Raw genomic sequence first — 21,712 nt, forward strand, 5'->3', positions numbered from 1 at the left:
GCCTCGGCGGCCACAAACCCGCACTCCCCGGCCGGGATTAACCCACGGTTACGACAGGAGAGCCAAAATCTCCGTCGAATTGGTTCAGGGCGGGTTCAGGAGTCGCAGGCGGGCAGCGGGAGGCGGGAGGCGGGTTCGGGGATGCAGTGAACGGATGCCGATTTGCACCGGCCTCCTCCGTCCCGTATCGTGGGCGAAAGCCAAAGACCGCCGGTTATTGCCGTGTAGAAATGCACTGGCAATCGAAGGTTCATTCACGTGAACGGCCCGCGCAGGATTCGAAGTCAGACTGCATTCTTCCGGAATGCGTTCCCAGCTCCGGCGCCTGCGCCGGAGCTTTTTTCATGTCTGCTCCCCGGGCTACCGGCACATGAAACCAAGAGGAGCGCCATGGCGAACAAGGAAGCAACGGTCGCCGAGCTTACGGAGAAATTCCAGAGCTCGACCGCCGTTCTGCTCACCGAGTACCGCGGTCTCACTGTTGCGCAGCTCAAGTCGCTGCGCGTTTCCATCAGTGCGGACGCCACGTACGCCGTGGTGAAGAACACGCTGACCAAGATTGCGGCGAACAACGCCGGCATCACGTCGTTTGACGACGAGCTTGTCGGTCCGTCCGCAATCGCATTCGTTCACGGAGACCCTGTCGCCGTTGCGAAGACCCTGCGTGCCTTCACCAAGGCAAACCCTCTCCTGGTAGTGAAGGGTGGTTACTTCGACGGTAACCCGCTCACCGCCGCAGAGGTAGGCAAGCTCGCCGACCTCGAGTCCCGCGAAGTGCTGCTGGCCAAGCTGGCCGGCGCATTCAAGGCCTCGCTGTTCGGAGCCGCATATCTGTTCAACGCACCGCTGTCGAAGGCTGTTCGCACCATCGACGCGCTGCGTGAGAAGCAGGAGTCCGCGAACTAGGCATCTGCCTGGCATCGCGGTGAGTAACTAAGAAACTATAGGGAGAAAAATCATGGCAAAGCTTTCCACCGAGGAATTACTCGAACAGTTCAAGGGCCTCACCCTCATCGAACTCTCCGAGTTCGTCAAGGCGTTCGAGGAGACCTTCGAGGTCACCGCCGCTGCACCGGTCGCCGCTGCCGGCGCTGCCGGTCCCGCCGCCCCCGTTGAAGAGGTCGAAGAGCAGTCCGCTTTCGACGTCATCCTCGAGGCTGTCGGCGACAAGAAGATCCAGGTCATCAAGGTTGTGCGCGAGCTCACCAGCCTGGGCCTCGGCGAGGCCAAGGCCGTCGTCGATGGCGCGCCGAAGGCCGTCCTCGAAGGCGTTTCCAAGGAAGCCGCTGAAAAGGGCAAGGCTGCTCTCGAAGCTGCCGGCGCCACCGCCGTCCTCAAGTAGTCGGGGCCCCGCGAGGGGTTCTCTACTTCTCGTAGAGGCGTGACGGCGCAAGCCGTCCACACAGAGAAGGCGTCGCATCCATCGGATGCGGCGCCTTCTGTCGTTATGCCCGTTCCGTCAGGCCCGACGCACGGTGTCAGCCCCCGTGGGTGAGCCGTGGGCCGCTGGTGCTCGAGCGGATGACCAGGTTCGTGGGCAGCCGGGTCAGGTGATCCTCGTCGCCGTGCTGAGCGGGGTTCTCCAATTCCGTCAGGAGGGCCTGCACCGCGAGCCGGCCCTGTGTGCGCGGGTGCTGCTCGAGGGTGGTCAGACGGAACATATCGGCATACGGATGTCCGTCGATGCCGATCACGGACAGGTCGGCCGGCACCTGGATGCCCAGTTCCCTGGCGGCGACGATCAAACCGATCGCGATCTCGTCGCTCGCGGCGAAGACCGCGGTGGGGCGGGTGCGCGGGTCGCCGAACACGGCGAGGCCCACCTCGTAGCCGCCCGGCATCGTGAACTCGCAGGCGTAGAACAGGCCCGAGCGTTCGGTGGGCAGGCCGGCGGCGCTCATGGCGGCGTAGAAACCGGTGAGCCGGTTGCTGTGCACCTGGAAGTCCATCTCGTCTTCTTTGCTGCCGCCGATGTGCACGATGTCCGTGTGCCCCAGGCTGAGCAGGTGCTCGGTGGCGAGCCGGGCCGCGGCAACGTCGTCGATGGCGATCGTGTCCACGCCGCGGATGGGTCCGCCGATTCCGACCAGCGGGCGGCCCAGACGGTGCAGCAGGGTGACCTCCTCATCGCTGAGCGCCACACCGACCGAGATCACTCCGTCGAAGCGTTTGCGCGCGAGGAAGTACTCGAAGACCCTTTCCCGTTCGGGTGAGGGTGCCGGCAGGTTGTAGAGGGTCATGTCGTATCCCGCGTCCAGCAGCGCCTGTTCCATGCTTTCCAGAACCTCGGAGAAAAACCAGCGGCTGATGAACGGGATGATCACGCCGATGCTCTTGGTTCGGCCGGTGACGAGGCTGGCCGCGTTGGGTGAAGCGACGTAACCGATCTCCCTGGCTGCGGCGATGACCTTGATCCGGGTCTGCTCCGACACATAGCCACGACCGCTCAGGGCACGGGAGGCTGTGGCCTTCGCGACGCCGGCGAGGCGTGCGACATCCGCAATTGCGCTCATTCCAGCCTCCGCCCTTGGACCCGTTTCCAACACTGTACAGCTCTGGCAGGCGCGCTGGAACCGGTTCCACTATATCCGCCGGAATGCGACACGTCCCGCGGAACGAACTTTCGAAGGTTTCGTGGCGGGAGTGCGATCTTTGCCATTCCGTGACAAATCTGGTCTTGCGATTCGGCCCGGCGTACCGTAACTTGTGGTGTGGAACCGGTTCCTTATCTGATCGTTTTCGGCACACAAGCTGTTCCTGCAGCACCTGGGTGTTTGTCCGGGGATATCCCCGGCGCATCTTCATCAAACTCAACGAGGAGGAAAAATGCGGTCATTCCACCGCCGAATCACAGCACCCATCGCCATTGCGGCGATCGCCGGTCTGACCTTGGCCGGCTGTTCCGGTGGCCCCGGCAGCACGAACACCGACTCCGGAGCTGAAGGCGACGGCGTCGTCTCCGTCTACGGCACCATCGGTGACACCGAGGCCAAGCTCCTCGAGAAGTCCTGGGCTGCCTGGGAAGAAGAGAACAACATCGACATCCAGTACGAGGCGTCGAAGGAGTTCGAAGCTCAGATCGCCATCCGCGCCCAGGGTGGCAGTGCTCCCGACATCGCGATCTTCCCGCAGCCCGGACTGATGGCAGACCTTGCCAGCCGCGACTTCCTCAAGCCTGCCCCGAAGGCCGTCGAAGACAACGTCGACGAGTTCTGGTCCAAGGACTGGAAGGCCTACGGCACCGTCGGGGACACGTTCTACGGCGCGCCACTGATGGCCAGCGTCAAGGGCTTCATCTGGTACTCCCCGGCTAAGTTCACCGAGTGGGGTGTCGAAGTTCCCGAGACCTGGGACGAACTCCTCGCCGTGACGAAGACTATCCAGGAGAAGACCGGCAGCGCCCCGTGGTGCGCCGGATTCGGCTCGGGCGACGCCACCGGCTGGCCGGGCACGGACTGGGTCGAAGACCTCGTCCTGCGTCAGGCCGGAGCGGAGACCTACGACAAGTGGGTTGCCAACGAGATCCCGTTCACGGACCCCGCAATCAAGGCCGCCTTCGACTCCGTCGGAGAGATCCTGCTGAACCCTGCCAACGTCAACGCCACGTTCGGTGATGTCCGCTCGATCAACAGCACCCCGTTCGGTGACGTGGCCACGCCGCTCGCCGCAGGAACCTGCGCGCTGCACCACCAGGCATCCTTCTTCGACGGCTTCATCACGGATGCCGGCGGAGAGGTCGGTCCCGACGGTGACGTCTGGGCCTTCATCACCCCGGCCGAAGAGGCCGGCAGCCAAGCCGTGACCGGTGGTGGCGAGATCGTCGCCGCATTCGCGGATGACGCCGACACCCAGGCCGTTCAGACGTACCTCTCCAGCGACGACTGGGCGAATAGCCGGGTGAGCCTCGGTGGAGTCATCAGCGCCAACTCGGGTCTTGACCCGGCCAACGCGAAGAGCCCCATCCTGCAGGAAGCCATCAAGATCCTTCAGGACCCGGAGACCACCTTCCGCTTTGACGCCTCCGACCTGATGCCCGGCTCCGTGGGCGCCGGCACCTTCTGGAAGGGAATGGTCAACTGGATCAACGGAGCCCCGACCGACGAGGTTCTCACCAGCATCGAAGCCGGCTGGCCCTCCAGCTAGTTCAATTCGGAACCAGCTCATCTAACAGCACCACAACCGTGCGGGTCGTCCTCCTGAAAAGGGGCGACCCGCACTCCCCTGCTGGTGTACCGTGGCGGTAGTTTTCCGCCCCACCAGCAAACTGTGAGCCCGCAGTCGTACTCGAGAGGTTTCATATGTCGGCGTTCCTTGCCTGGCTGGCTGACTTGCCGCCCCTGGTCCAAGTCCCCATCATCATCCTCGCGTTCGTCGCCCTGGTGGCCGCGATCCTGTTCTTCGTCGAGATAGCCCCGCGCAAGGGCACCGGCTACACCGTCATCCGTCTCGCCGTCTGCGTCGCCGCCCCGCTGCTCATCCTGCTCGCCGCGGGATCGTACTGGTGGGCCATCGCCGCGGCCGCCGTTCTCGGCGGAGTCTTCTTCATCGTCGACTACCGCTCACGCTCCGGCGCCGGCTACCTCTTCCAGCTCTTCGGCTTCCTCGCTCCGGCCATCTTGCTCCTCATCGTCGGACTCATCATCCCGACCATCCAGACCACGGTGCAGGCGTTCATGAACTCCCGCGGAACCGAGTTCATCGGCCTCGACAACTTCGTCTGGGTGTTCACCCAGCCGGAGGCCATCCGCACGGTGCTCAACACGATCGTCTGGGTGCTCATCACTCCGCTCGTGTCTACGATCGCCGGCCTGGCCTACGCGGTCTTCATCGACAAGAGCCGCGGCGAGAAGTACTTCAAGATCATGGTCTTCATGCCCATGGCCATCTCTTTCGTCGGGGCGTCCATCATCTGGCGCTTCGTCTACACGGCCCGGCCGGCCGACCAGAACCAGATCGGCCTGCTCAACCAGGTTGTGGTGTGGTTCGGCGGCCAGCCCGTCGACTTCCTCGCCAACGCACCCTGGAACACGGTCTTCCTGATCGTCGTGCTGATCTGGGTGCAGACCGGATTCGCCATGGTCGTGCTCTCCGCCGCCATCAAGGGCGTGCCTGCCGAGCAGATGGAGGCCGCCGAACTCGACGGCACCAACGCCTGGCAGAAGTTCACCAACGTCACGGTGCCTGGCATCCGCGGCGCCCTCGTCGTCGTGTTGACGACGATCTCTATCGCCTCCCTCAAGGTCTTCGACATCGTCCGGACCATGACCGCAGGCGCCAACGACACCAGCGTCATCGCGAACGAGATGTACACGCAGTTCAAGAACTTCGAGCAGGGCCGGTCCGCCGCCTTCGCCGTGATCCTGTTCCTGCTCGTGCTCCCGATCGTCGTCTACAACGCCCGCCAGATTCAGAAGCAGAGGGAAATCCGATGAGCGCGATTCTTCCGGTTGAGCTCCCCGTCGACAAGAACACCAAGAGCCAAACTCGCCGAGGCGAGCGCCGTCAGGAGTTCGCGGCGGCCAAGCGCACCAAGAAGCGGTTGACCAGCCGAGGCGCCACGATCGCGGCGCTCGTGATCGCCGTGCTCTGGACCGTTCCGACCTTCGGGCTCTTCGTCTCCTCCTTCCGCCCGGCGCAGGAGGTACGCACCACCGGCTGGTGGACGCTCTTCTCGAACTGGGGTCTGACCATCGATAACTACAGCGATGTGCTCCAGGCCGGCAACAGTCAGCTGAATCTGGCCGGTGCGTTCATCAACTCGATCGCGATCACCCTGCCGGCCACACTGCTGCCGCTGATCATCGCCAGCCTCGCGGCCTACGCATTCGCCTGGATCGACTTCCGCGGCAAGAACGTGCTGTTCATCGCGGTTTTCGCGCTGCAGATCGTTCCGCTGCAGATGGCCCTCGTGCCGCTCCTGCAGTTCTTCTCGCTGGGTGAGGTCTTCGGCTTCCCGGTGGTCTCCTCGATCAGCGACGCCGGCGGCTACTCGCAGGTGTGGATCGCGCACACGATGTTCGCCCTGCCGCTCGCCATCTACCTGCTGCACAACTTCGTGTCGGAGATTCCCGCCGACGTCATCGAGGCGGCGCGGGTCGACGGCGCCGGTCACGGGCAGATCTTCTTCCGCATCGTGCTGCCGCTGACCATGCCGGCGATCGCATCCTTCGCCATCTTTCAGTTCCTATGGGTCTGGAACGACCTGCTCGTGGCGCTGATCTTCGCGGACGGTGCGGTGGCCCCGATGACCAAGCTACTGGCCGAGATCACCGGTACCCGAGGCCAGGACTGGCACCTGCTCACTGCCGGCGCGTTCATCTCGATCCTGGTTCCGCTGATCGTGTTCTTCTCCCTGCAGCGCTACTTCGTGCGCGGCCTGCTGGCCGGTTCGACGAAGGGCTAGCCGCATCAGCGACTGTGCCCGTTCCGCCGCTGGAGCCCATCCGGGCCGCCGGTGTCCGGAACGGGCACATTTGTGTGCCGCGCGGGAGTTTAGAGTGAATTCATGAGTGGAATGCACGGTGGCGGCGGCGGTCGACGGGGGCGGGTCAGCGGCGCGGATGTCGCGGCGCAGCGGGCCGAGAACGCCGAGGCCCCGCGCATCCCGAATCTGCTTCGCCGGATCATCGGCCTGTTCGCGCCGCACCGCGCGAAGCTCACGGTCACCGTGGTTCTCGTATTCATCAGCGCGGCGCTCTCCGTCGTGCCGCCCCTGCTCGTGCAGCGGGCCTTCGACGAGGGGCTCTTCCCGCCCGGCGGCAGCCCGGACGTGCAGCGTCTCGCCGTGCTCGTGGGGGTGATGATCGCCATCTACCTGGGGACGCAGTTGCTCGGCGTCTGGCAGACCTGGCTCACCGCCACGGTCGGCAACTCGGTGATGGGCGCCCTCCGGGTGCGCCTGTTCACCCACTTGCAGGCGATGGAACTGAGCTTCTTCACGCGAACGAAGACGGGCGTCATCCAATCCAGGCTGCAGAACGATGTCGGCGGCGTCGCGAGCGTGCTCACCAACACCATCTCCAGTCTTCTCGGCAACGCCGTGACCGTGATCGCGGCGCTCGTCGCGATGCTCCTGCTGAGCTGGCAGCTGGCGATCGTCGCCATCATCCTGATGCCCGTGCTCGTCTTTGCCCAGCGCCGGGTCGGCCAGGTGCGGGCCCGCATCGCGTCCAGGACGCAGGAGTCGCTCTCGGATATGACGGCGATCACGCAGGAGACGCTGAGCGTGTCCGGCATCCTGCTCTCGAAAAGCTTCACCCGTCAGAAGACCGAGATCCATCGGTATGCCGACGAGAACGCCAACCAGGTCAAGTTGCAGATCAGCCAGCAGATGAGCGGCCAATGGTTCTTCGCCACGGTGAGCATCTTTCTGTCCAGTATCCCGGCGATCGTCTACCTCGTGGCCGGTCTGCTGATGGGCAGCGGAACGACCGACATCACGGCGGGCACGATCGTGGCCTTCACGACCGTGCAGTCACGGCTGCTGTTCCCGCTGCTCGGCCTGATGCGCGTCGCCCTCGACCTGCAGACCTCGAGCGCCCTGTTCGCCCGCATCTTCCAGTACCTCGACCTTCGGCCCGCGATCCGCGACGCCCCCGACGCCGCTCCGGTGCCGGCCCGCGGCGAGGCCGTCGGCCGGGTCGCCTTCGACGGGGTCACCTTCGCCTACCCGGATGCCGGCGCGGAATCGCGTCCCACCCTGGACGACGTCTCCTTCACGATCGAGCCCGGCCAGTTCGCGGCCTTCGTCGGCCCGTCCGGGGCAGGCAAGACCACCGTGTCCTATCTGATCCCGCGCTTCTACGAGGCCTCGGCCGGGCGGGTACTCTTCTCCGGCGTCGAGGTGCAGGGCCTCCAGCAGCAGTCCCTCGTCTCCCACATCGGCATCGTCAGCCAGGAGACCTACCTCTTCCACGCGACCATCGCCGAGAACCTCCGTTACGCGAAACCGGAGGCGACGGATGCCGAGCTCGAGGCCGCGGCCCGGTCGGCGAGTATCCACGACACGATCGCATCCTTCCCCGCCGGCTACGACACCCTGGTGGGGGAGCGCGGCTACCGGCTCTCCGGCGGCGAGAAGCAGCGCATCGCCATCGCGCGGGTGTTGCTCAAGGACCCCGAGGTGCTGATCCTCGACGAGGCCACCAGCGCCCTCGACGCCATCTCCGAACGCGTCGTTCAGGCGGCCCTGGACACCGCTTCCCGCGGGCGTACGACCATCGCCATCGCGCACCGGCTGTCGACCATCGTGTCCGCCGACGTCATCTTCGTCGTCGACGCCGGCCGGATCGTAGAGAGGGGCACCCACGCCGAACTGCTCAAAGACGATGGCGTCTACGCGCGGCTGTACTCGGAGCAGGTCACGTCGCCGACGCCCACGGCACCCACTCCGCTCACGTCGATAGAGTTGACCCGGCTCGAATCCGTGACGAAGAACCCTCGATGAAGGACTCTCGATGAAAATTGCCGACACCGTTCTCGACCTCATCGGTGACACCCCCTTGGTCAGGCTGCACAAGGTGACGGCTGACGTCAGCGCCACCGTGCTGGTCAAGCTGGAGTACCTGAACCCGGGCGGCTCCGCGAAGGACCGCATCGCGGTGCGCATCATCGATGCCGCCGAACGGGACGGCCACCTGCTTCCCGGCGGCACCATCGTCGAGCCGACCTCGGGCAACACGGGCGTCGGCCTCGCTCTCGTTGCCCAGCAACGCGGCTACAAGTGCGTGTTCGTGCTGCCGGACAAGGTAGGCGAGGACAAGCGCAACGTGCTCACGGCCTACGGCGCGGAGATTGTGGTGACCCCGACATCCGTCGCCCCCGACCATCCTGACTCCTATTACAGCGTGTCCGACCGGCTGGCCCGGGAGATCCCGGGGGCTTTCAAGCCCAACCAGTACTTCAACCCGAACGGCCCGCTCAGCCACTACGAGACGACCGGGCCCGAGATTTGGCGCGACACCGATGGCACGGTCACCCACTTCGTCGCGGGCGTCGGCACCGGCGGCACCATCACCGGTACCGGACGGTACCTGCGCGAGGTCTCGGGAGAGAGCGTGCGCATCATCGGCGCCGATCCGGAGGGCTCGGTGTACTCTGGTGGCACCGGCCGGCCGTATCTGGTCGAGGGCGTGGGCGAGGACTTCTGGCCGGGCGCCTACGACCCGGAGGTCGTGCACGAGGTGATCGCCGTCTCCGACGCCGACTCCTTCGCGATGACCCGCCGGCTCGCCCTCGAAGAGGGCATTCTGGTCGGCGGTTCGAGCGGCATGGCCGTCGTCGCAGCCCTGCGCGCGGCGAGAACCCTCGGCGCCGACAACACCATCGTCGTGCTGCTGCCCGACGGCGGGCGCGGCTACCTGGGCAAGATCTTCAATGACGGCTGGATGCGCAGCTACGGTTTCAGCAACGCGCCCGCCGGGCACACGGTCGGCGACCTGCTCTCGTCCAAGACCGGCGCCCTGCCGCCGTTCGTCTACGTGCACCCCAGCGCCACGGTGCACGACGCCATCGGAGTCATGACCGAGGCCAGCGTCTCCCAGGTGCTGGTGCTCACCGAAAAGCCCCCGGTGGTGATGGGCGAGGTCGTCGGCGCGGTCGACGAACGCCGGCTGATGGAACTCGTCTTCTCCGGCGAAGCGAAACTGGCCGACCGCGTCGGCGAGTTCGTCGGCGACTCCCTCCCGCTGATCGGGGTGAACGAGCCCGTCGCGGCCGCGCGCGCCGCCTTCGCCGGCCACGATGCGCTCCTCGTCACAGACGGCGGCAAACCCCTCGGCGTCATCACCCGCCACGACCTGCTCACCTACCTGAGCGCCTGAACAGCATGACTAAGGACGAATCAATGGCTCGCACACGAAACTTCGACACCATCGCCATCCACGCGGGGCAGGAATTCGACCCGACGACCGGCGCCGTGATCCCGCCCATCTACCAGACGTCCACGTATGTGCAGGAGAGTATCGGCCACCTGCGCGGCGGCTACGAGTACAGCCGCGGCGGCAACCCGACCCGCACCGTGCTTGAGACCCTGCTGGCCGCGCTGGAGGGCGGAAAGCACGGCCTCTCCTTCGCCAGCGGGCTCGCCGCGGAGGACACCATCCTGCGCGCGCTGCTCGCACCGGGCGACCACATCGTGCTCGGCAACGACGTCTATGGCGGCACGCACCGGCTGATCAACCGGGTGCACGGTGCCTGGGGCATCCTCAACTCCACCGTGGAGATGAGCGACCTCGCCGCCGTCGAACAGGCCATCATCCCGGGCGAGACGAAGATCCTCTGGGTGGAGACGCCCAGCAACCCGCTGATGAAGGTCTGCGACATCGCCGCTCTGGCCCGGATCGGCCACCGCTTCGGCGTGACCGTGATCGTGGACAACACGTTCGCCTCGCCCGCGCTGCAGCAGCCGCTGGCCCTGGGGGCCGACGTCGTCGTGCACTCCACCACGAAGTACCTCGGTGGCCACTCCGACGTGCTCGGCGGCGCCCTGATCATCAACGACGACGAGCTCGCCGAGAAGGCCCAGTTCCTGCAGTTCGCCGCCGGCCCCGTCTCGGCCCCGATGGATGCCTGGCTCACCGTGCGCGGAATCAAGACCCTCTCGGTGCGGATGGACCGCCACTGCAGCAACGCCCAGGCGATCGCCGAGCACCTGCAGGGCCACCCGGCGATCGACCGGGTCTACTACCCCGGCCTGCCGACGCACCCGGGCCACGAGCTGGCGAAGAAGCAGATGAGCGGCTTCGGCGGCATGCTGTCGATCTCCTTCGTGGGCGGCGCGGCCGCGGCGCGTTCCTTCGCCGAGGCCACGCAGCTGTTCCAGCTGGCCGAATCGCTCGGCGGCGTGGAATCGCTGGTCAACTACCCCTCCGAGATGACCCACGCATCGGTTCGCGGCACCGAACTCGAAGTGGCGGACAACATCATCCGTCTGTCCGTGGGCATCGAAGGCGTCGCCGACCTCATCGACGACATCGACCGGGCGCTCGCGGCCGTCTAGGCGGACAGGTCCGTACAGCCGCGGCGGCCGTGGCTGCCGTGGCTGATGAGGCGTCGCGGCTCAGGGAGAGCACCTCCTCTTCGAACGAATTCGACGGAGATTTTGCCCAAATCGGCACTGAATGGGCCAAGAGAGCGGTTACACGCGAAAATCTCCGTCGAATTGGTTTGATACCGGGTGCGGCGGGCCCGACGCAGGGTGTGGGTGAAGGTGGCGGTGGCGGTGGCCGTGCGGTTGGTAGAGCGTTGAGAGTCGGCGCGCAGGGCATCATATTCTGTTAGATGAATCAAGCCCGGCTCATCATGCCTGCGGCGGCATTCGTCGTGGATCCGCTGCGTTTGCCCGGTCACCCCCTCGCAGGGGGCACGGCAGGAGTCCGCAGTGAGGTGCTTCGCGCAGCCTTATCGGAGTGCATACTTGATCTGCGTTCACAATTGTGACCGTGCACATGCCGACAAGGTCTTCCTGTGACTATCGATTTGCCCAAGGGGCGTGCCCCGAGCATCCGTGATGTGGCGCGCCTCGCGGGGGTCTCGCATCAGACCGTTTCGCGCGTGCTCAACGACCACCCCAGCATCCGTGATTCCACCAAGGCGAAGGTGTTGCAGGTCATGGAAGACCTGCAGTACCGGCCGAACCGGGCGGCCCGCGCACTGTCGCGCGGGCGTTCGCGCACCATCGGCCTGCTCTCGGCGGAGAGTGCCTACGGGCCGGCGAGCAGCATCGCCGCCATCCAGGACGCCGCCCAGGAAGCCGGCTATTACGTCAACACCGCGAACCTCACATCCGTCGACACGGAGTCGATCGAGGCGGCGCTGGAGCACCTGATGAACCAGTCCGTGGAGGGCATCGTCGTGATCGCGCCGCAGGTGCGGGTCTTCGACGCTCTGGAACAGCTGTCCATCGACGTGCCGTTTGTCACCCTGCAGTCCACCGGCCGCCTCGACAATTCCCTGTCCGTCGACCAGATGACCGGTGCCAGACAGGCCACGCGGCACCTGATCGACCTCGGCCATCGGAGCATCTACCACCTTGCCGGACCCCAGGACTGGATCGAGGCCGAGGCCCGAATGCGCGGCTTCCTCGACGAGATGTGGGAAATGGATGTGCCGACCATGGCGCCGATTCTGGGCGACTGGACCGCCGATTTCGGATACCGTGCCGGACGAGAACTGCTCCGGAGGCGGGACTTCACGGCCATCTTCGCGTCGAATGATCTGATGGCGCTCGGGTTCATGCACGCCTGCCGGGAGGCGGGCCTCGACCTGCCGCGCGACGTGAGTATCGTCGGCTACGACGATATTCCCGAAGCGGCACACTTCTGGCCACCGCTCACGACAGTGCGCCAAGACTTTGCCGAACTCGGGCGGCGGTGCATCGCCCTTCTGCTCAGCAACCTTAGCGGCGGGGTACCGATCGAGCGGAGCGACCCGATCATTCCCGAGCTCATCGTGCGCGGCTCGACCGCACCGCCCGCGTTCTGAGTTCGGCACATGCGCGACCTCACCTCGATCACCCGGTGAAGGGTTCGCTTTCCCCCGCGACTCTCTCCGGAGTTCCTTGAGCGCATTGTTGAGCAGTTCCCTGTTTCCGCACAGCATTACAGAAGTGGTAAGCCGCCCCGTCGGGACCGTCCGCGAGCCGGCTGGGCTCGGCGGAATGTCCTGACCTCCGACCCCGCTCAGGGGAGCAACAGCCTGTTACGCAAGCGTGACAAAACGAAACTTGACACCGGGACTGTCACCGGGTCTATAGTGTCAATGTGATCGGTCACATGGACTCGATTTTCAGCACTTTTTTCCAAACGCATGACATTGAGGTCAAGCTTGTGAGCACACTTTTCCACCTGCCCGGCAGCTCTGCCGCCGCCCTGCTGAGCGGGAGCGGAATGATCCTTCGCGCGTCCATTCCGTTGTCGGTATGGGATACCAGCAGCGGCCCCCGGCCGTGAGGAGTCCAACGATGTCCACTGACCACGTAATCCTTGAGATGCGGTCCATCACCAAGGAGTTTCCCGGGGTCAAGGCCCTGTCGGACGTCTCCATCACGGTGAATCGCGGCGAGATCCACGCGATCTGCGGCGAGAACGGTGCCGGCAAGTCCACCCTGATGAAAGTGCTCTCCGGGGTCTACCCCTCCGGCACATACACGGGCGACATCATCTACCAGGGTCAGAACGTGCACTTCAAGGACATCCGCTCGAGCGAAGAAGCGGGCATCGTCATCATCCACCAGGAACTTGCGCTCATTCCGGAACTCTCCATCACCGAGAACATCTTCCTCGGCAACGAGCCGACCAAGTGGGGTGCAATCGACTGGATCACCGCCAAGAAGACGGCGCTCGAGTTGCTGGCGCGCGTCGGGCTGCGGGACGACCCCGACACCCTGATCAAGAACATCGGCGTCGGCAAGCAGCAGCTGGTCGAGATCGCCAAGGCCCTCAACAAGTCGGTCAAGGTGCTCATCCTCGATGAGCCGACCGCGGCCCTGAACGAATCGGACTCCATGCATCTGCTGGACCTGATCCGCGGGCTGAAGGGCAAGGGAATCAGCTCGATCATGATCTCCCACAAGCTCAACGAGATCGAACAGGTCGCAGACTCGATCACGATCATCCGCGACGGCAAGACGATCGAAACCCTGAATGTCGTGGCCGACGGAGTCAACGAAGACCGGATCATCCGGGGCATGGTCGGGCGCAGCCTGGAGAGCCGTTTCCCGGACCGCACACCGCACATCGGCGAGGTCTTCTTCGAGGTGCGTGACTGGACCGTGCAGCACCCGCAGGTCGCCGAGCGCATGGTCGTGAAGGGTTCCAGCCTGAACGTGCGCAAGGGTGAGATCGTGGGCATCGCCGGCCTGATGGGCGCCGGGCGCACCGAACTGGCGATGAGCATCTTCGGGCGCTCCTACGGCAACTTCCTTTCCGGCCACCTCTACAAGGACGGAAAGGAAATCGTCCTGAAAAGCGTGGCCGACGCGATCGACCACGGCCTCGCCTATGTGAGCGAGGACCGCAAGGCACTCGGCCTGAACCTGCTCGACGACATCAAGCGTTCCGTCGTCTCGGCCAAGCTCTCGAAGATCTCGGCCGGGCAGGTCGTGAACGACTCCAAAGAATTCGGAATCGCCGAGGAATACCGCAAAAGCCTGCGGATCAAGACACCCAGCGTCAATGCGGGCGTCTCCAAACTCTCCGGCGGCAACCAGCAGAAAGTCGTTCTGGCCAAGTGGATGTTCACGGACCCTGACCTGCTGATCCTGGACGAGCCGACCCGTGGCATCGACGTCGGCGCGAAATACGAGATTTACGGCATCATCCAGCAGCTCGCCGAACAGGGCAAGGGAGTCATCCTGATCTCTTCTGAGCTCCCGGAGCTCCTCGGCCTCGCCGACCGGATCTACACGGTCTTCGAGGGTGCGATCACCGATTGCATCCCGGCGGAGTCCGCCGATCCCGAAACCCTGATGAAAAGTATGACCTCCGCACGGAAGAAGGTTCAGAGCATATGAGTGAAGACACGAGTACCCGCAAAGGCGCTCTTGGTGATCTGAAGAAGATCTTCGGCAGCGGCAGCTCGAACCTGCGGCAGTTCGGCATCCTCTTCAGCCTGATCGCCATCATTCTGCTCTTCCAGTACCTGACCGACGGACTGACGCTGTCATCCGGCAACCTGATCAACCTGGTCAGCCAGTACTCCTATATCCTCATCCTCGCCATCGGCATGGTCATGGTGATCATCGCCGGCCACATCGACCTGTCGGTCGGATCCGTTGCCGCTTTCGTCGGCATCGTGGTGGCCACCGCGATGCGGGACTGGAACTTCCCGTGGCCGCTGGCCATCCTGCTCGGGCTGTTCGTGGGAATGCTGATCGGCGCCTGGCAAGGCGCGTGGGTTGCCTACGTCGGGGTTCCCGCCTTCATCGTCACCCTGGCCGGCATGCTCATCTTCCGCGGCGGCAACCAGGTCATCGGTAACGCCAACACGGTCCCCGTTCCTGACGGCTTCACGATCATCGGCTCCGGCTACCTTCCTGAGGTCGGCCCGAACACGGGCTACAACAACCTGACCCTGCTTCTGGGGCTTATCATCGTGGTCGCGGTCGTCTACTCCGAATGGCGTGCCCGCCGGGTTCAGAAGATCATGGGTTCGACGCCCGCACCGCTGTGGGTGAGCATCGTGAAGGTCGTCCTCCTCTGTGCCGTCATCGTCTACGCATCCGTCCTCTTCGCCGGTGGCCGCGTCGGCACAAGCTTCCCGGTCTCCGGAATCATCCTCGGAGTGCTCGTTCTCTTCTACGCGTTCGTCACTCGTAACACGATTTTCGGCCGTCACGTCTACGCGGTCGGCGGCAACAAGCTCGCCGCCGAACTCTCGGGGGTCAAGTCCCGTCGGGTGAACTTCCTCGTCATGATGAACATGTCGATCCTCTCGGCCCTGGCCGGCATGATCTTCGTCGCCCGCTCGGTGGCCTCCGGCCCGCAGGACGGCCTCAGCTGGGAGCTCGACGCGATCGCCGCCGTGTTCATCGGTGGCGCGGCCGTGTCCGGCGGAATCGGAACCGTCGTCGGCTCCATCATCGGTGGGCTCGTCATGGCGGTGCTGAACAACGGCCTGCAGCTGCTGGGCGTCGGCTCCGACTGGGTTCAGATCATCAAGGGCATGGTGCTCCTGGTGGCCGTGGGTGTCGACGTGTGGAACAAAAGCCAGGGTCGTCCCTCGATCATCGGCCTCCTGACCCGCAAGAAGAAGACCGCCGAATTCCCGGCGGGGCCGCCCCTGGTCGTGCCCGACACGGGCACCCCGGAGAGCGCGCGGCCGCAGGCCACGCGCCCCAATTAGCCCAGATTTCCCCTTCACCAAACCACAACGAACAGAAAGTAATCGACAATGCGAAAGATTCTTGCGACAACTGCGATCGCAGCAGTGGCCTTGATGGCACTCTCTGGTTGCTCCACCCGCACGGAGACCGTTGGCGTAGACGGCCCTGCTGCCGGCTTCGCCCAGGACGCGGTCATCGGCGTCGCCCTCCCCTCGAAGACCTCTGAGAACTGGGTCCTCGCCGGCGGGCTCTTCGAAGACGGCCTCAAGGAGGCCGGCTACAAGGGCGACGTGCAGTATGCCGGCGCCTCGACCACGGTCAAGGACCAGCAGGACCAGATCTCGGCCATGGTCACCAACGGTGCCAAGGTCATCATCATCGGTGCCGCTGACGGTGGCCAGCTCGCCACCCAGGTGCAGTCGGCCCGCGACGCCGGCGCCATCGTGATCGCCTACGACCGCCTCATCCTGAACACCGAGGCCGTGGACTACTACGTCGCCTACGACAACTTCAATGTCGGCGAACTCCAGGGCCAGGCGCTCCTGGACGGACTGGCCACAAAGAAGCCGGAAGGCCCGTACAACATCGAGCTGTTCTCCGGTTCCTCGGATGACGCCAACTCCGCCGTCTTCTTCGGCGGCGCGATGAGCGTGCTGCAGCCGAAGATCGACGACGGAACCCTCGTCGTCGCCTCCGACCAGACCGACATCAAGCAGACGGCGACCGCCGGCTGGAAGGCTGAGAACGCTCAGAGCCGCATGGACGCGCTGCTTACCAGCACGTACGGCGACAAGACGCTCGATGGCGTTCTTTCCCCGAACGACACCCTCGCTCGTGCGATCATCACCTCGGTGAAGGCCGCCGGCAAGGACATCCCGATCGTCACCGGGCAGGACTCCGAGGTCGAGTCGGTCAAGTCGATCATGGCCGGCGAGCAGTACTCCACCATCAACAAGGACACCCGCGTGCTCGTTGACAAGGCCATCGAGATGGTCAACGTTCTCCAGAAGGGCGACACCCCCGAGGTCAACGACACCGAGTCCTACAACAACGGCAAGATCGTCGTCCCTGCCTACCTGCTGCCCCCGGTCATCGTGACCAAGGAAAACGCGGCCGAGGCATACGCGAACGACCCGAACCTCGCCCCGCTGACCGAGTAACAACCCGGCAGTACACCTGCATCACAGCATCTCGACACCAGGGCCGGCTCCTCACGGGGGCCGGCCCTCTCGCGTGTCCGACTCGCTGCCGCCGCCCGCAGGGTGAGGTATGACCAAACTCCTCGACATCGTCAGCGCACGCTTCGACGGGCTCGTCACCTATGCCGCGCTCCGGGAACGCGGCCTCAATTCACACTCCGTCGACGCCCTGATCCGCCGCGGTGAACTCGTGCGAACGCGCCGCAGCATCTACGTTTCGGGGGAGTTGCGGCGTTCCGCCGATCCCGATCAGCGCTACCGCCCGTTTGTGCTTTCGACGGTCGCGGCCGCGGGCCGGCCGCTCGTGCTGTCGCACGCGTCCGCGGCGAGCACGAGCTTTCTCGTAAGCGTCGTCATGATCGACCATGCCCTGCAGCTTCGACCGCTGGGATTTGGCGACCGCGTTCGCGGCGCGCCTCAGGGCGAGCGACACGCCGACAGGGTTTCCACAGGCTCGAGTTCTGCCTCTGCGCTGCCTGTGGATAACTTTGCCGCATTCCGCGTGATTCGGCTCGACTCGCGTCCGTGGGGCTGTGCACAACCGGTGGAATGTCGGTGGATAACTACATACTTGTAACTACTGTATGTAGTGGCCATTCCCTTCGAGCATCACTAGATGTAGTATTGAAGTTCAACACACAGCACGCCTTGAACTTCAGATTTCACATGAAAACCGATTTTGAGCACTGATGTTTGAACCGATTTTGAATACTGATCCCTGAACGACGAGAAAGGCCCTCCATGGCAATCACGGTCTACACCAAGCCCTCCTGCGTGCAGTGCACTGCGACTTACCGCGCCCTGGACAACAAGGGCATCGAATACGAAATCCTCGACCTCTCGCTCGACGAGAACGCCCTGGAAGCTGTCAAGGCCCTGGGCTACCTGCAGGCTCCCGTCGTTATCACCGACGAGGACCACTGGTCGGGCTTCCGCCCCGACAAGATCAACGAACTCGCGCAGCGCCTCGCGTAGCACCGCGGCGCCAGGGGGTGGCGTCGCAACAGTCCGTAAAAAAGCGTCGTTTGGCGTGCCGACTTCTCAGCAACAGGAGGTGTTCCATGACCGATATCGTATATTTCTCCAGCACCTCGGGCAACACGCACCGCTTCATTGAGAAGTTGGGACGCCCGGCCGCTCGCATCCCGATCTACGCGCGCGACAAGCCGCTCCAGGTCAGCGAACCTTACGTGCTGGTCGTGCCGACGTATGGCGGCGGCGACAGCAAGGGAGCGGTGCCCAAACAGGTCATCACGTTCCTGAACGACGAGCAGAACCGCTCGCTCATCCGCGGCGTCATCGGCGCGGGAAACACGAATTTCGGCACCGGCTACTGCCTCGCCGGGGACATCATCGCCCAGAAGTGCAAGGTGCCCCACATGTTTCGCTTCGAAGTATTTGGAACTCCGGATGATGTGCGCATCGTCCACGACGGATTGGAATCATTTTGGAAGCAACAGCCGTGAAGACTATGGCTCACCCGGCTCCCGGCCTGGCGATGGATTATCACTCCCTCAACGCCATGCTCAACCTGTACGGCCCGAACGGGGAAATCCAGTTCGAGAAGGACCGCGAGGCTGCGCGGGAGTTCTTCCTGCAGCACGTCAACCAGAACACGGTGTTCTTCCACACGTTGCGTGAACGCCTCGACTACCTGGTCGAGAAGGAATACTACGAGCAGGCCGTGCTCGACCAGTACTCGTTCGAGTTCATCACCGACCTCAACAAGCTGGCGTACTCGAAGAAATTCCGCTTCCAGACCTTTCTCGGCGCGTTCAAGTACTACACCTCGTACACGCTGAAGACGTTTGACGGAAAACGGTACCTCGAGCGTTTCGAAGACCGAGTCGTGATGACCGCGCTGGGCCTCGCTCAGGGTGACGAGCAGCTCGCGATCTCCCTCGTCGAGGAGATCATCGCGGGTCGTTTCCAACCCGCCACCCCCACCTTCCTGAACTCCGGCAAGGCGCAGCGCGGGGAGCTCGTCTCCTGCTTCCTGCTCCGTATCGAAGACAACATGGAGTCGATCTCCCGCGGCATCAACTCGTCGCTGCAGCTGTCGAAGCGGGGCGGCGGCGTCGCGTTGCTGCTCAGCAACATCCGTGAGTCCGGTGCACCGATCAAGCAGATCGAGAACCAGTCCAGCGGCATCATCCCGGTGATGAAGCTGCTCGAAGACTCCTTCAGCTACGCCAACCAGCTCGGTGCCCGTCAGGGTGCCGGCGCGGTCTACCTGCACGCGCACCACCCCGACATCATGCGCTTCCTCGACACCAAGCGTGAGAACGCCGACGAGAAGGTGCGCATCAAGACGCTGTCCCTCGGCGTGGTCGTGCCCGACATCACGTTCGAGCTGGCGAAGAAAGACGAGGACATGTACCTGTTCTCGCCCTACGACGTCGAGCGCGTCTACGGGGTGCCATTCGCCGACATCTCCGTCAGCGAGAAGTACCACGAGATGGTCGACGACCCGCGCATCAAGAAGTCCAAGATGAAAGCCCGCGACTTCTTCCAGACGCTCGCCGAGATCCAGTTCGAGTCCGGCTACCCGTACATCATGTTCGAGGACACCGTCAACGCGGCGAACCCGATCAAGGGTCGCGTCAACATGTCGAACCTCTGCTCGGAGATCCTCCAGGTCAACACCCCGACCACCTACAACGAGGACCTGTCGTACGACCAGATCGGCAAGGACATCTCCTGCAACCTCGGGTCGATGAACATCGCCCTGTCCATGGACTCGCCCGACTTCGGCAAGACCGTCGAGACCGCCATCCGCGGCCTCAGCTCGGTGTCGGAGCAGAGCCACATCTCCTCCGTGCGCTCGATCGAAGACGGCAACGACAAGTCGCACGCCATCGGCCTGGGCCAGATGAACCTGCACGGTTACCTCGCCCGGGAGCGTATCTACTACGGCAGCGAAGAGGGCATCGACTTCACCAACATCTACTTCTACACGGTGCTGTTCCACGCCCTCCGCGCCTCGAACAAGTTGGCCATCGAGCGCGGCAACGCGTTCGTCGGCTTCGAGGACTCCACCTACGCCTCCGGCACGTTCTTCGACAAGTACACCGACCAGATCTGGGAGCCGGCCACCGCGCGCGGCGCCGAGCTGTTCGCGCAGGCCGACGTGCACATTCCCACGCAGGCAGAGTGGGCCGAGCTCAAGGCATCCGTTGTGGAGCACGGCATCTACAACCAGAACCTGCAGGCCGTGCCGCCGACCGGGTCGATCTCCTACATCAACAACTCGACCGCATCGATCCACCCGATCGCGTCGAAGATCGAGATCCGCAAGGAAGGCAAGCTCGGCCGCGTCTACTACCCGGCGCCGTTCATGACGAACGACAACACCGGGTTCTACCAGGATGCCTACGAGATCGGCTACGAGAAGGTCATCGACACCTACGCCGCTGCCACGCAGCACGTCGACCAGGGCCTGTCGCTGACGCTGTTCTTCAAGGACACCGCCACCACCCGCGACATCAACCGCGCGCAGATCTACGCGTGGAAAAAGGGCATCAAGACCATCTACTACATCCGTCTGCGCCAGATGGCCCTCGAGGGCACCGAGGTCGAGGGTTGTGTTTCCTGCGCTCTCTGAGTGAGTTTGCCCCGAGCTCCCCGAACCCGAGCTCCCCGAACCCGAGCTCCCCGAACGCTGAATCGCCTGTGCACTGCCGACTAAGGAACAACCAATGATTGACAAGCTCAAGCTCGTCTCCCACGTTGACGCGATCAACTGGAACAAGATCGAAGACGAAAAAGACGTCGAGGTCTGGAACCGCCTCACGAACAACTTCTGGCTGCCGGAGAAGGTCCCGCTGTCGAACGACGTTCAGTCCTGGGCCACGCTCACCCCGGCGGAGCAGCAGCTCACCCTGCGCGTGTTCACGGGGCTGACCCTGCTCGACACGATCCAGGGCACTGTGGGTGCCGTGTCGCTGATTCCGGATGCGATCACGCCCCACGAAGAGGCCGTCTACACGAACATCGCGTTCATGGAGTCCGTGCACGCCAAGAGCTACTCCTCGATCTTCTCGACCCTCGCGTCGACGAAGGAGATCGACGAGGCGTTCCGCTGGTCGACGGAGAACGTCAACCTGCAGCGCAAGGCCGAGATCGTGATGAAGTACTACCAGGGCGACGACCCGCTCAAGCGCAAGGTCGCCTCGGTTCTGCTCGAGTCGTTCCTGTTCTACTCGGGCTTCTACCTGCCGATGTATTTCTCGAGCCGCGCCCGCCTCACCAACACGGCCGACCTCATCCGTTTGATCATCCGGGACGAAGCCGTACACGGTTACTACATCGGTTACAAGTTCCAGAAGGGGCTCGAGGCGTCGTCGCAGGAGCGCCGCGATGAGATCAAGGATTACACCTTCAATCTCATGTTCGAGCTTTACGAGAACGAGATCCAGTACACGCAGGACCTCTACGACGAGCACGGCCTGACCGAGGACGTCAAGAAATTCCTGCACTACAACGCCAACAAGGCGCTGATGAACCTCGGCTACGAGGCCATGTTCCCGAAGACCGTCACCGACGTGAACCCGGCCATCCTGGCCGCGCTCTCGCCGAACGCCGACGAGAACCACGACTTCTTCTCCGGGTCGGGCTCCTCCTACGTCATCGGCAAGGCCGTCAACACGGAAGACGCCGACTGGGACTTCTAGTCCCGGGTGTGTGACCG

19 protein-coding genes are annotated in these 21,712 nt (G+C 64.0%); 18 read left to right on the forward strand and 1 reads right to left on the reverse strand.

The annotated features are described in order from the left end of the window. The first annotated feature begins 390 nt into the window (after positions 1–390). Both rplJ and rplL read left to right on the forward strand, forming a co-directional pair. Complete coding sequence (rplJ, locus tag CXY81_RS01290) at positions 391–906, forward strand: 50S ribosomal protein L10 (protein ID WP_104100771.1); 516 nt, start codon at positions 391–393, stop codon at positions 904–906. 52 nt (positions 907–958) lie between these two features. Further along, positions 959–1,342 carry a 50S ribosomal protein L7/L12 gene (rplL, locus tag CXY81_RS01295; RefSeq protein ID WP_104100772.1) on the forward strand — a complete coding sequence of 128 codons (384 nt, stop codon included), beginning with the start codon at positions 959–961 and terminating at the stop codon, positions 1,340–1,342. Between the two features lie 136 nt (positions 1,343–1,478). On the opposite strand, the gene CXY81_RS01300 is transcribed toward rplL, so the two are convergent. Continuing rightward, the gene (locus CXY81_RS01300; RefSeq protein ID WP_104193728.1) at positions 1,479–2,513 is read right to left on the reverse strand and encodes a LacI family DNA-binding transcriptional regulator; all 1,035 of its coding nucleotides are present in this window, start codon (positions 2,511–2,513) and stop codon (positions 1,479–1,481) included. Positions 2,514–2,826: 313 nt separating this feature from the next. Between CXY81_RS01300 and CXY81_RS01305 the strand changes: the two genes are divergently transcribed. The 16 genes from CXY81_RS01305 (at position 2,827) to nrdF (ending at position 21,695) form a co-directional block, all read left to right on the forward strand. Next, positions 2,827–4,143, forward strand: a complete 1,317-nt coding sequence (locus CXY81_RS01305; RefSeq protein ID WP_104100774.1) for an ABC transporter substrate-binding protein — start codon at positions 2,827–2,829, stop codon at positions 4,141–4,143. A gap of 155 nt (positions 4,144–4,298) precedes the next feature. Further along, positions 4,299–5,432 carry a carbohydrate ABC transporter permease gene (locus CXY81_RS01310; protein WP_104170399.1) on the forward strand — a complete coding sequence of 378 codons (1,134 nt, stop codon included), beginning with the start codon at positions 4,299–4,301 and terminating at the stop codon, positions 5,430–5,432. Then, entirely contained in the window at positions 5,429–6,403 is a 975-nt protein-coding gene (locus CXY81_RS01315; protein WP_104170400.1) for a carbohydrate ABC transporter permease, read from the forward strand. The genes CXY81_RS01310 and CXY81_RS01315 overlap by 4 nt, the downstream gene beginning before the upstream one ends. Positions 6,404–6,505: 102 nt before the next feature. Next, the gene (locus CXY81_RS01320) at positions 6,506–8,446 is read left to right on the forward strand and encodes an ABC transporter ATP-binding protein (protein ID WP_104193729.1); all 1,941 of its coding nucleotides are present in this window, start codon (positions 6,506–6,508) and stop codon (positions 8,444–8,446) included. A 10-nt stretch (positions 8,447–8,456) separates the two neighbouring features. Continuing rightward, entirely contained in the window at positions 8,457–9,821 is a 1,365-nt protein-coding gene (locus CXY81_RS01325) for a cystathionine beta-synthase (RefSeq protein ID WP_104193730.1), read from the forward strand. A 23-nt stretch (positions 9,822–9,844) separates the two neighbouring features. After that, positions 9,845–10,999, forward strand: coding sequence for a cystathionine gamma-synthase (locus tag CXY81_RS01330; protein WP_104170403.1), 1,155 nt, complete (start codon positions 9,845–9,847; stop codon positions 10,997–10,999). A 467-nt stretch (positions 11,000–11,466) separates the two neighbouring features. After that, on the forward strand, positions 11,467–12,483 hold the full coding sequence (locus CXY81_RS01335; RefSeq protein ID WP_104193731.1) for a LacI family DNA-binding transcriptional regulator: 1,017 nt from the start codon (positions 11,467–11,469) through the stop codon (positions 12,481–12,483). A 278-nt stretch (positions 12,484–12,761) separates the two neighbouring features. Then, positions 12,762–12,950, forward strand: coding sequence for a hypothetical protein (locus tag CXY81_RS15945; RefSeq protein WP_134542947.1), 189 nt, complete (start codon positions 12,762–12,764; stop codon positions 12,948–12,950). Positions 12,951–12,961: 11 nt separating this feature from the next. Continuing rightward, positions 12,962–14,512 carry a multiple monosaccharide ABC transporter ATP-binding protein gene (mmsA, locus tag CXY81_RS01340; RefSeq protein ID WP_104170405.1) on the forward strand — a complete coding sequence of 517 codons (1,551 nt, stop codon included), beginning with the start codon at positions 12,962–12,964 and terminating at the stop codon, positions 14,510–14,512. Further along, positions 14,509–15,843: a multiple monosaccharide ABC transporter permease gene (mmsB, locus tag CXY81_RS01345; protein WP_104193732.1), complete on the forward strand. Its 1,335-nt coding sequence runs from the start codon at positions 14,509–14,511 to the stop codon at positions 15,841–15,843. Before mmsA ends, mmsB begins: the two co-directional genes overlap by 4 nt. A gap of 48 nt (positions 15,844–15,891) precedes the next feature. Continuing rightward, positions 15,892–16,983 (forward strand): sugar-binding protein, encoded by a 1,092-nt coding sequence (locus tag CXY81_RS01350; RefSeq protein ID WP_104170407.1) that lies wholly within the window; start codon positions 15,892–15,894, stop codon positions 16,981–16,983. A 109-nt stretch (positions 16,984–17,092) separates the two neighbouring features. Continuing rightward, positions 17,093–17,599, forward strand: a complete 507-nt coding sequence (locus tag CXY81_RS01355) for a type IV toxin-antitoxin system AbiEi family antitoxin domain-containing protein (RefSeq protein WP_104193733.1) — start codon at positions 17,093–17,095, stop codon at positions 17,597–17,599. Between the two features lie 164 nt (positions 17,600–17,763). Next, positions 17,764–17,997 carry a glutaredoxin-like protein NrdH gene (gene nrdH / locus CXY81_RS01360; RefSeq protein WP_104099275.1) on the forward strand — a complete coding sequence of 78 codons (234 nt, stop codon included), beginning with the start codon at positions 17,764–17,766 and terminating at the stop codon, positions 17,995–17,997. A gap of 86 nt (positions 17,998–18,083) precedes the next feature. Next, positions 18,084–18,488: a class Ib ribonucleoside-diphosphate reductase assembly flavoprotein NrdI gene (gene nrdI, locus CXY81_RS01365; protein ID WP_104170409.1), complete on the forward strand. Its 405-nt coding sequence runs from the start codon at positions 18,084–18,086 to the stop codon at positions 18,486–18,488. Between the two features lie 5 nt (positions 18,489–18,493). Continuing rightward, positions 18,494–20,626, forward strand: a complete 2,133-nt coding sequence (gene nrdE, locus CXY81_RS01370; protein ID WP_104099283.1) for a class 1b ribonucleoside-diphosphate reductase subunit alpha — start codon at positions 18,494–18,496, stop codon at positions 20,624–20,626. 94 nt (positions 20,627–20,720) lie between these two features. Next, positions 20,721–21,695, forward strand: a complete 975-nt coding sequence (gene nrdF, locus CXY81_RS01375) for a class 1b ribonucleoside-diphosphate reductase subunit beta (RefSeq protein ID WP_104099273.1) — start codon at positions 20,721–20,723, stop codon at positions 21,693–21,695. The last annotated feature ends 17 nt before the right edge of the window (positions 21,696–21,712 follow it).

Source organism: Cryobacterium sp. M25, from assembly GCF_002929635.1.
In the GTDB taxonomy this organism is placed as follows: domain Bacteria; phylum Actinomycetota; class Actinomycetes; order Actinomycetales; family Microbacteriaceae; genus Cryobacterium; species Cryobacterium sandaracinum.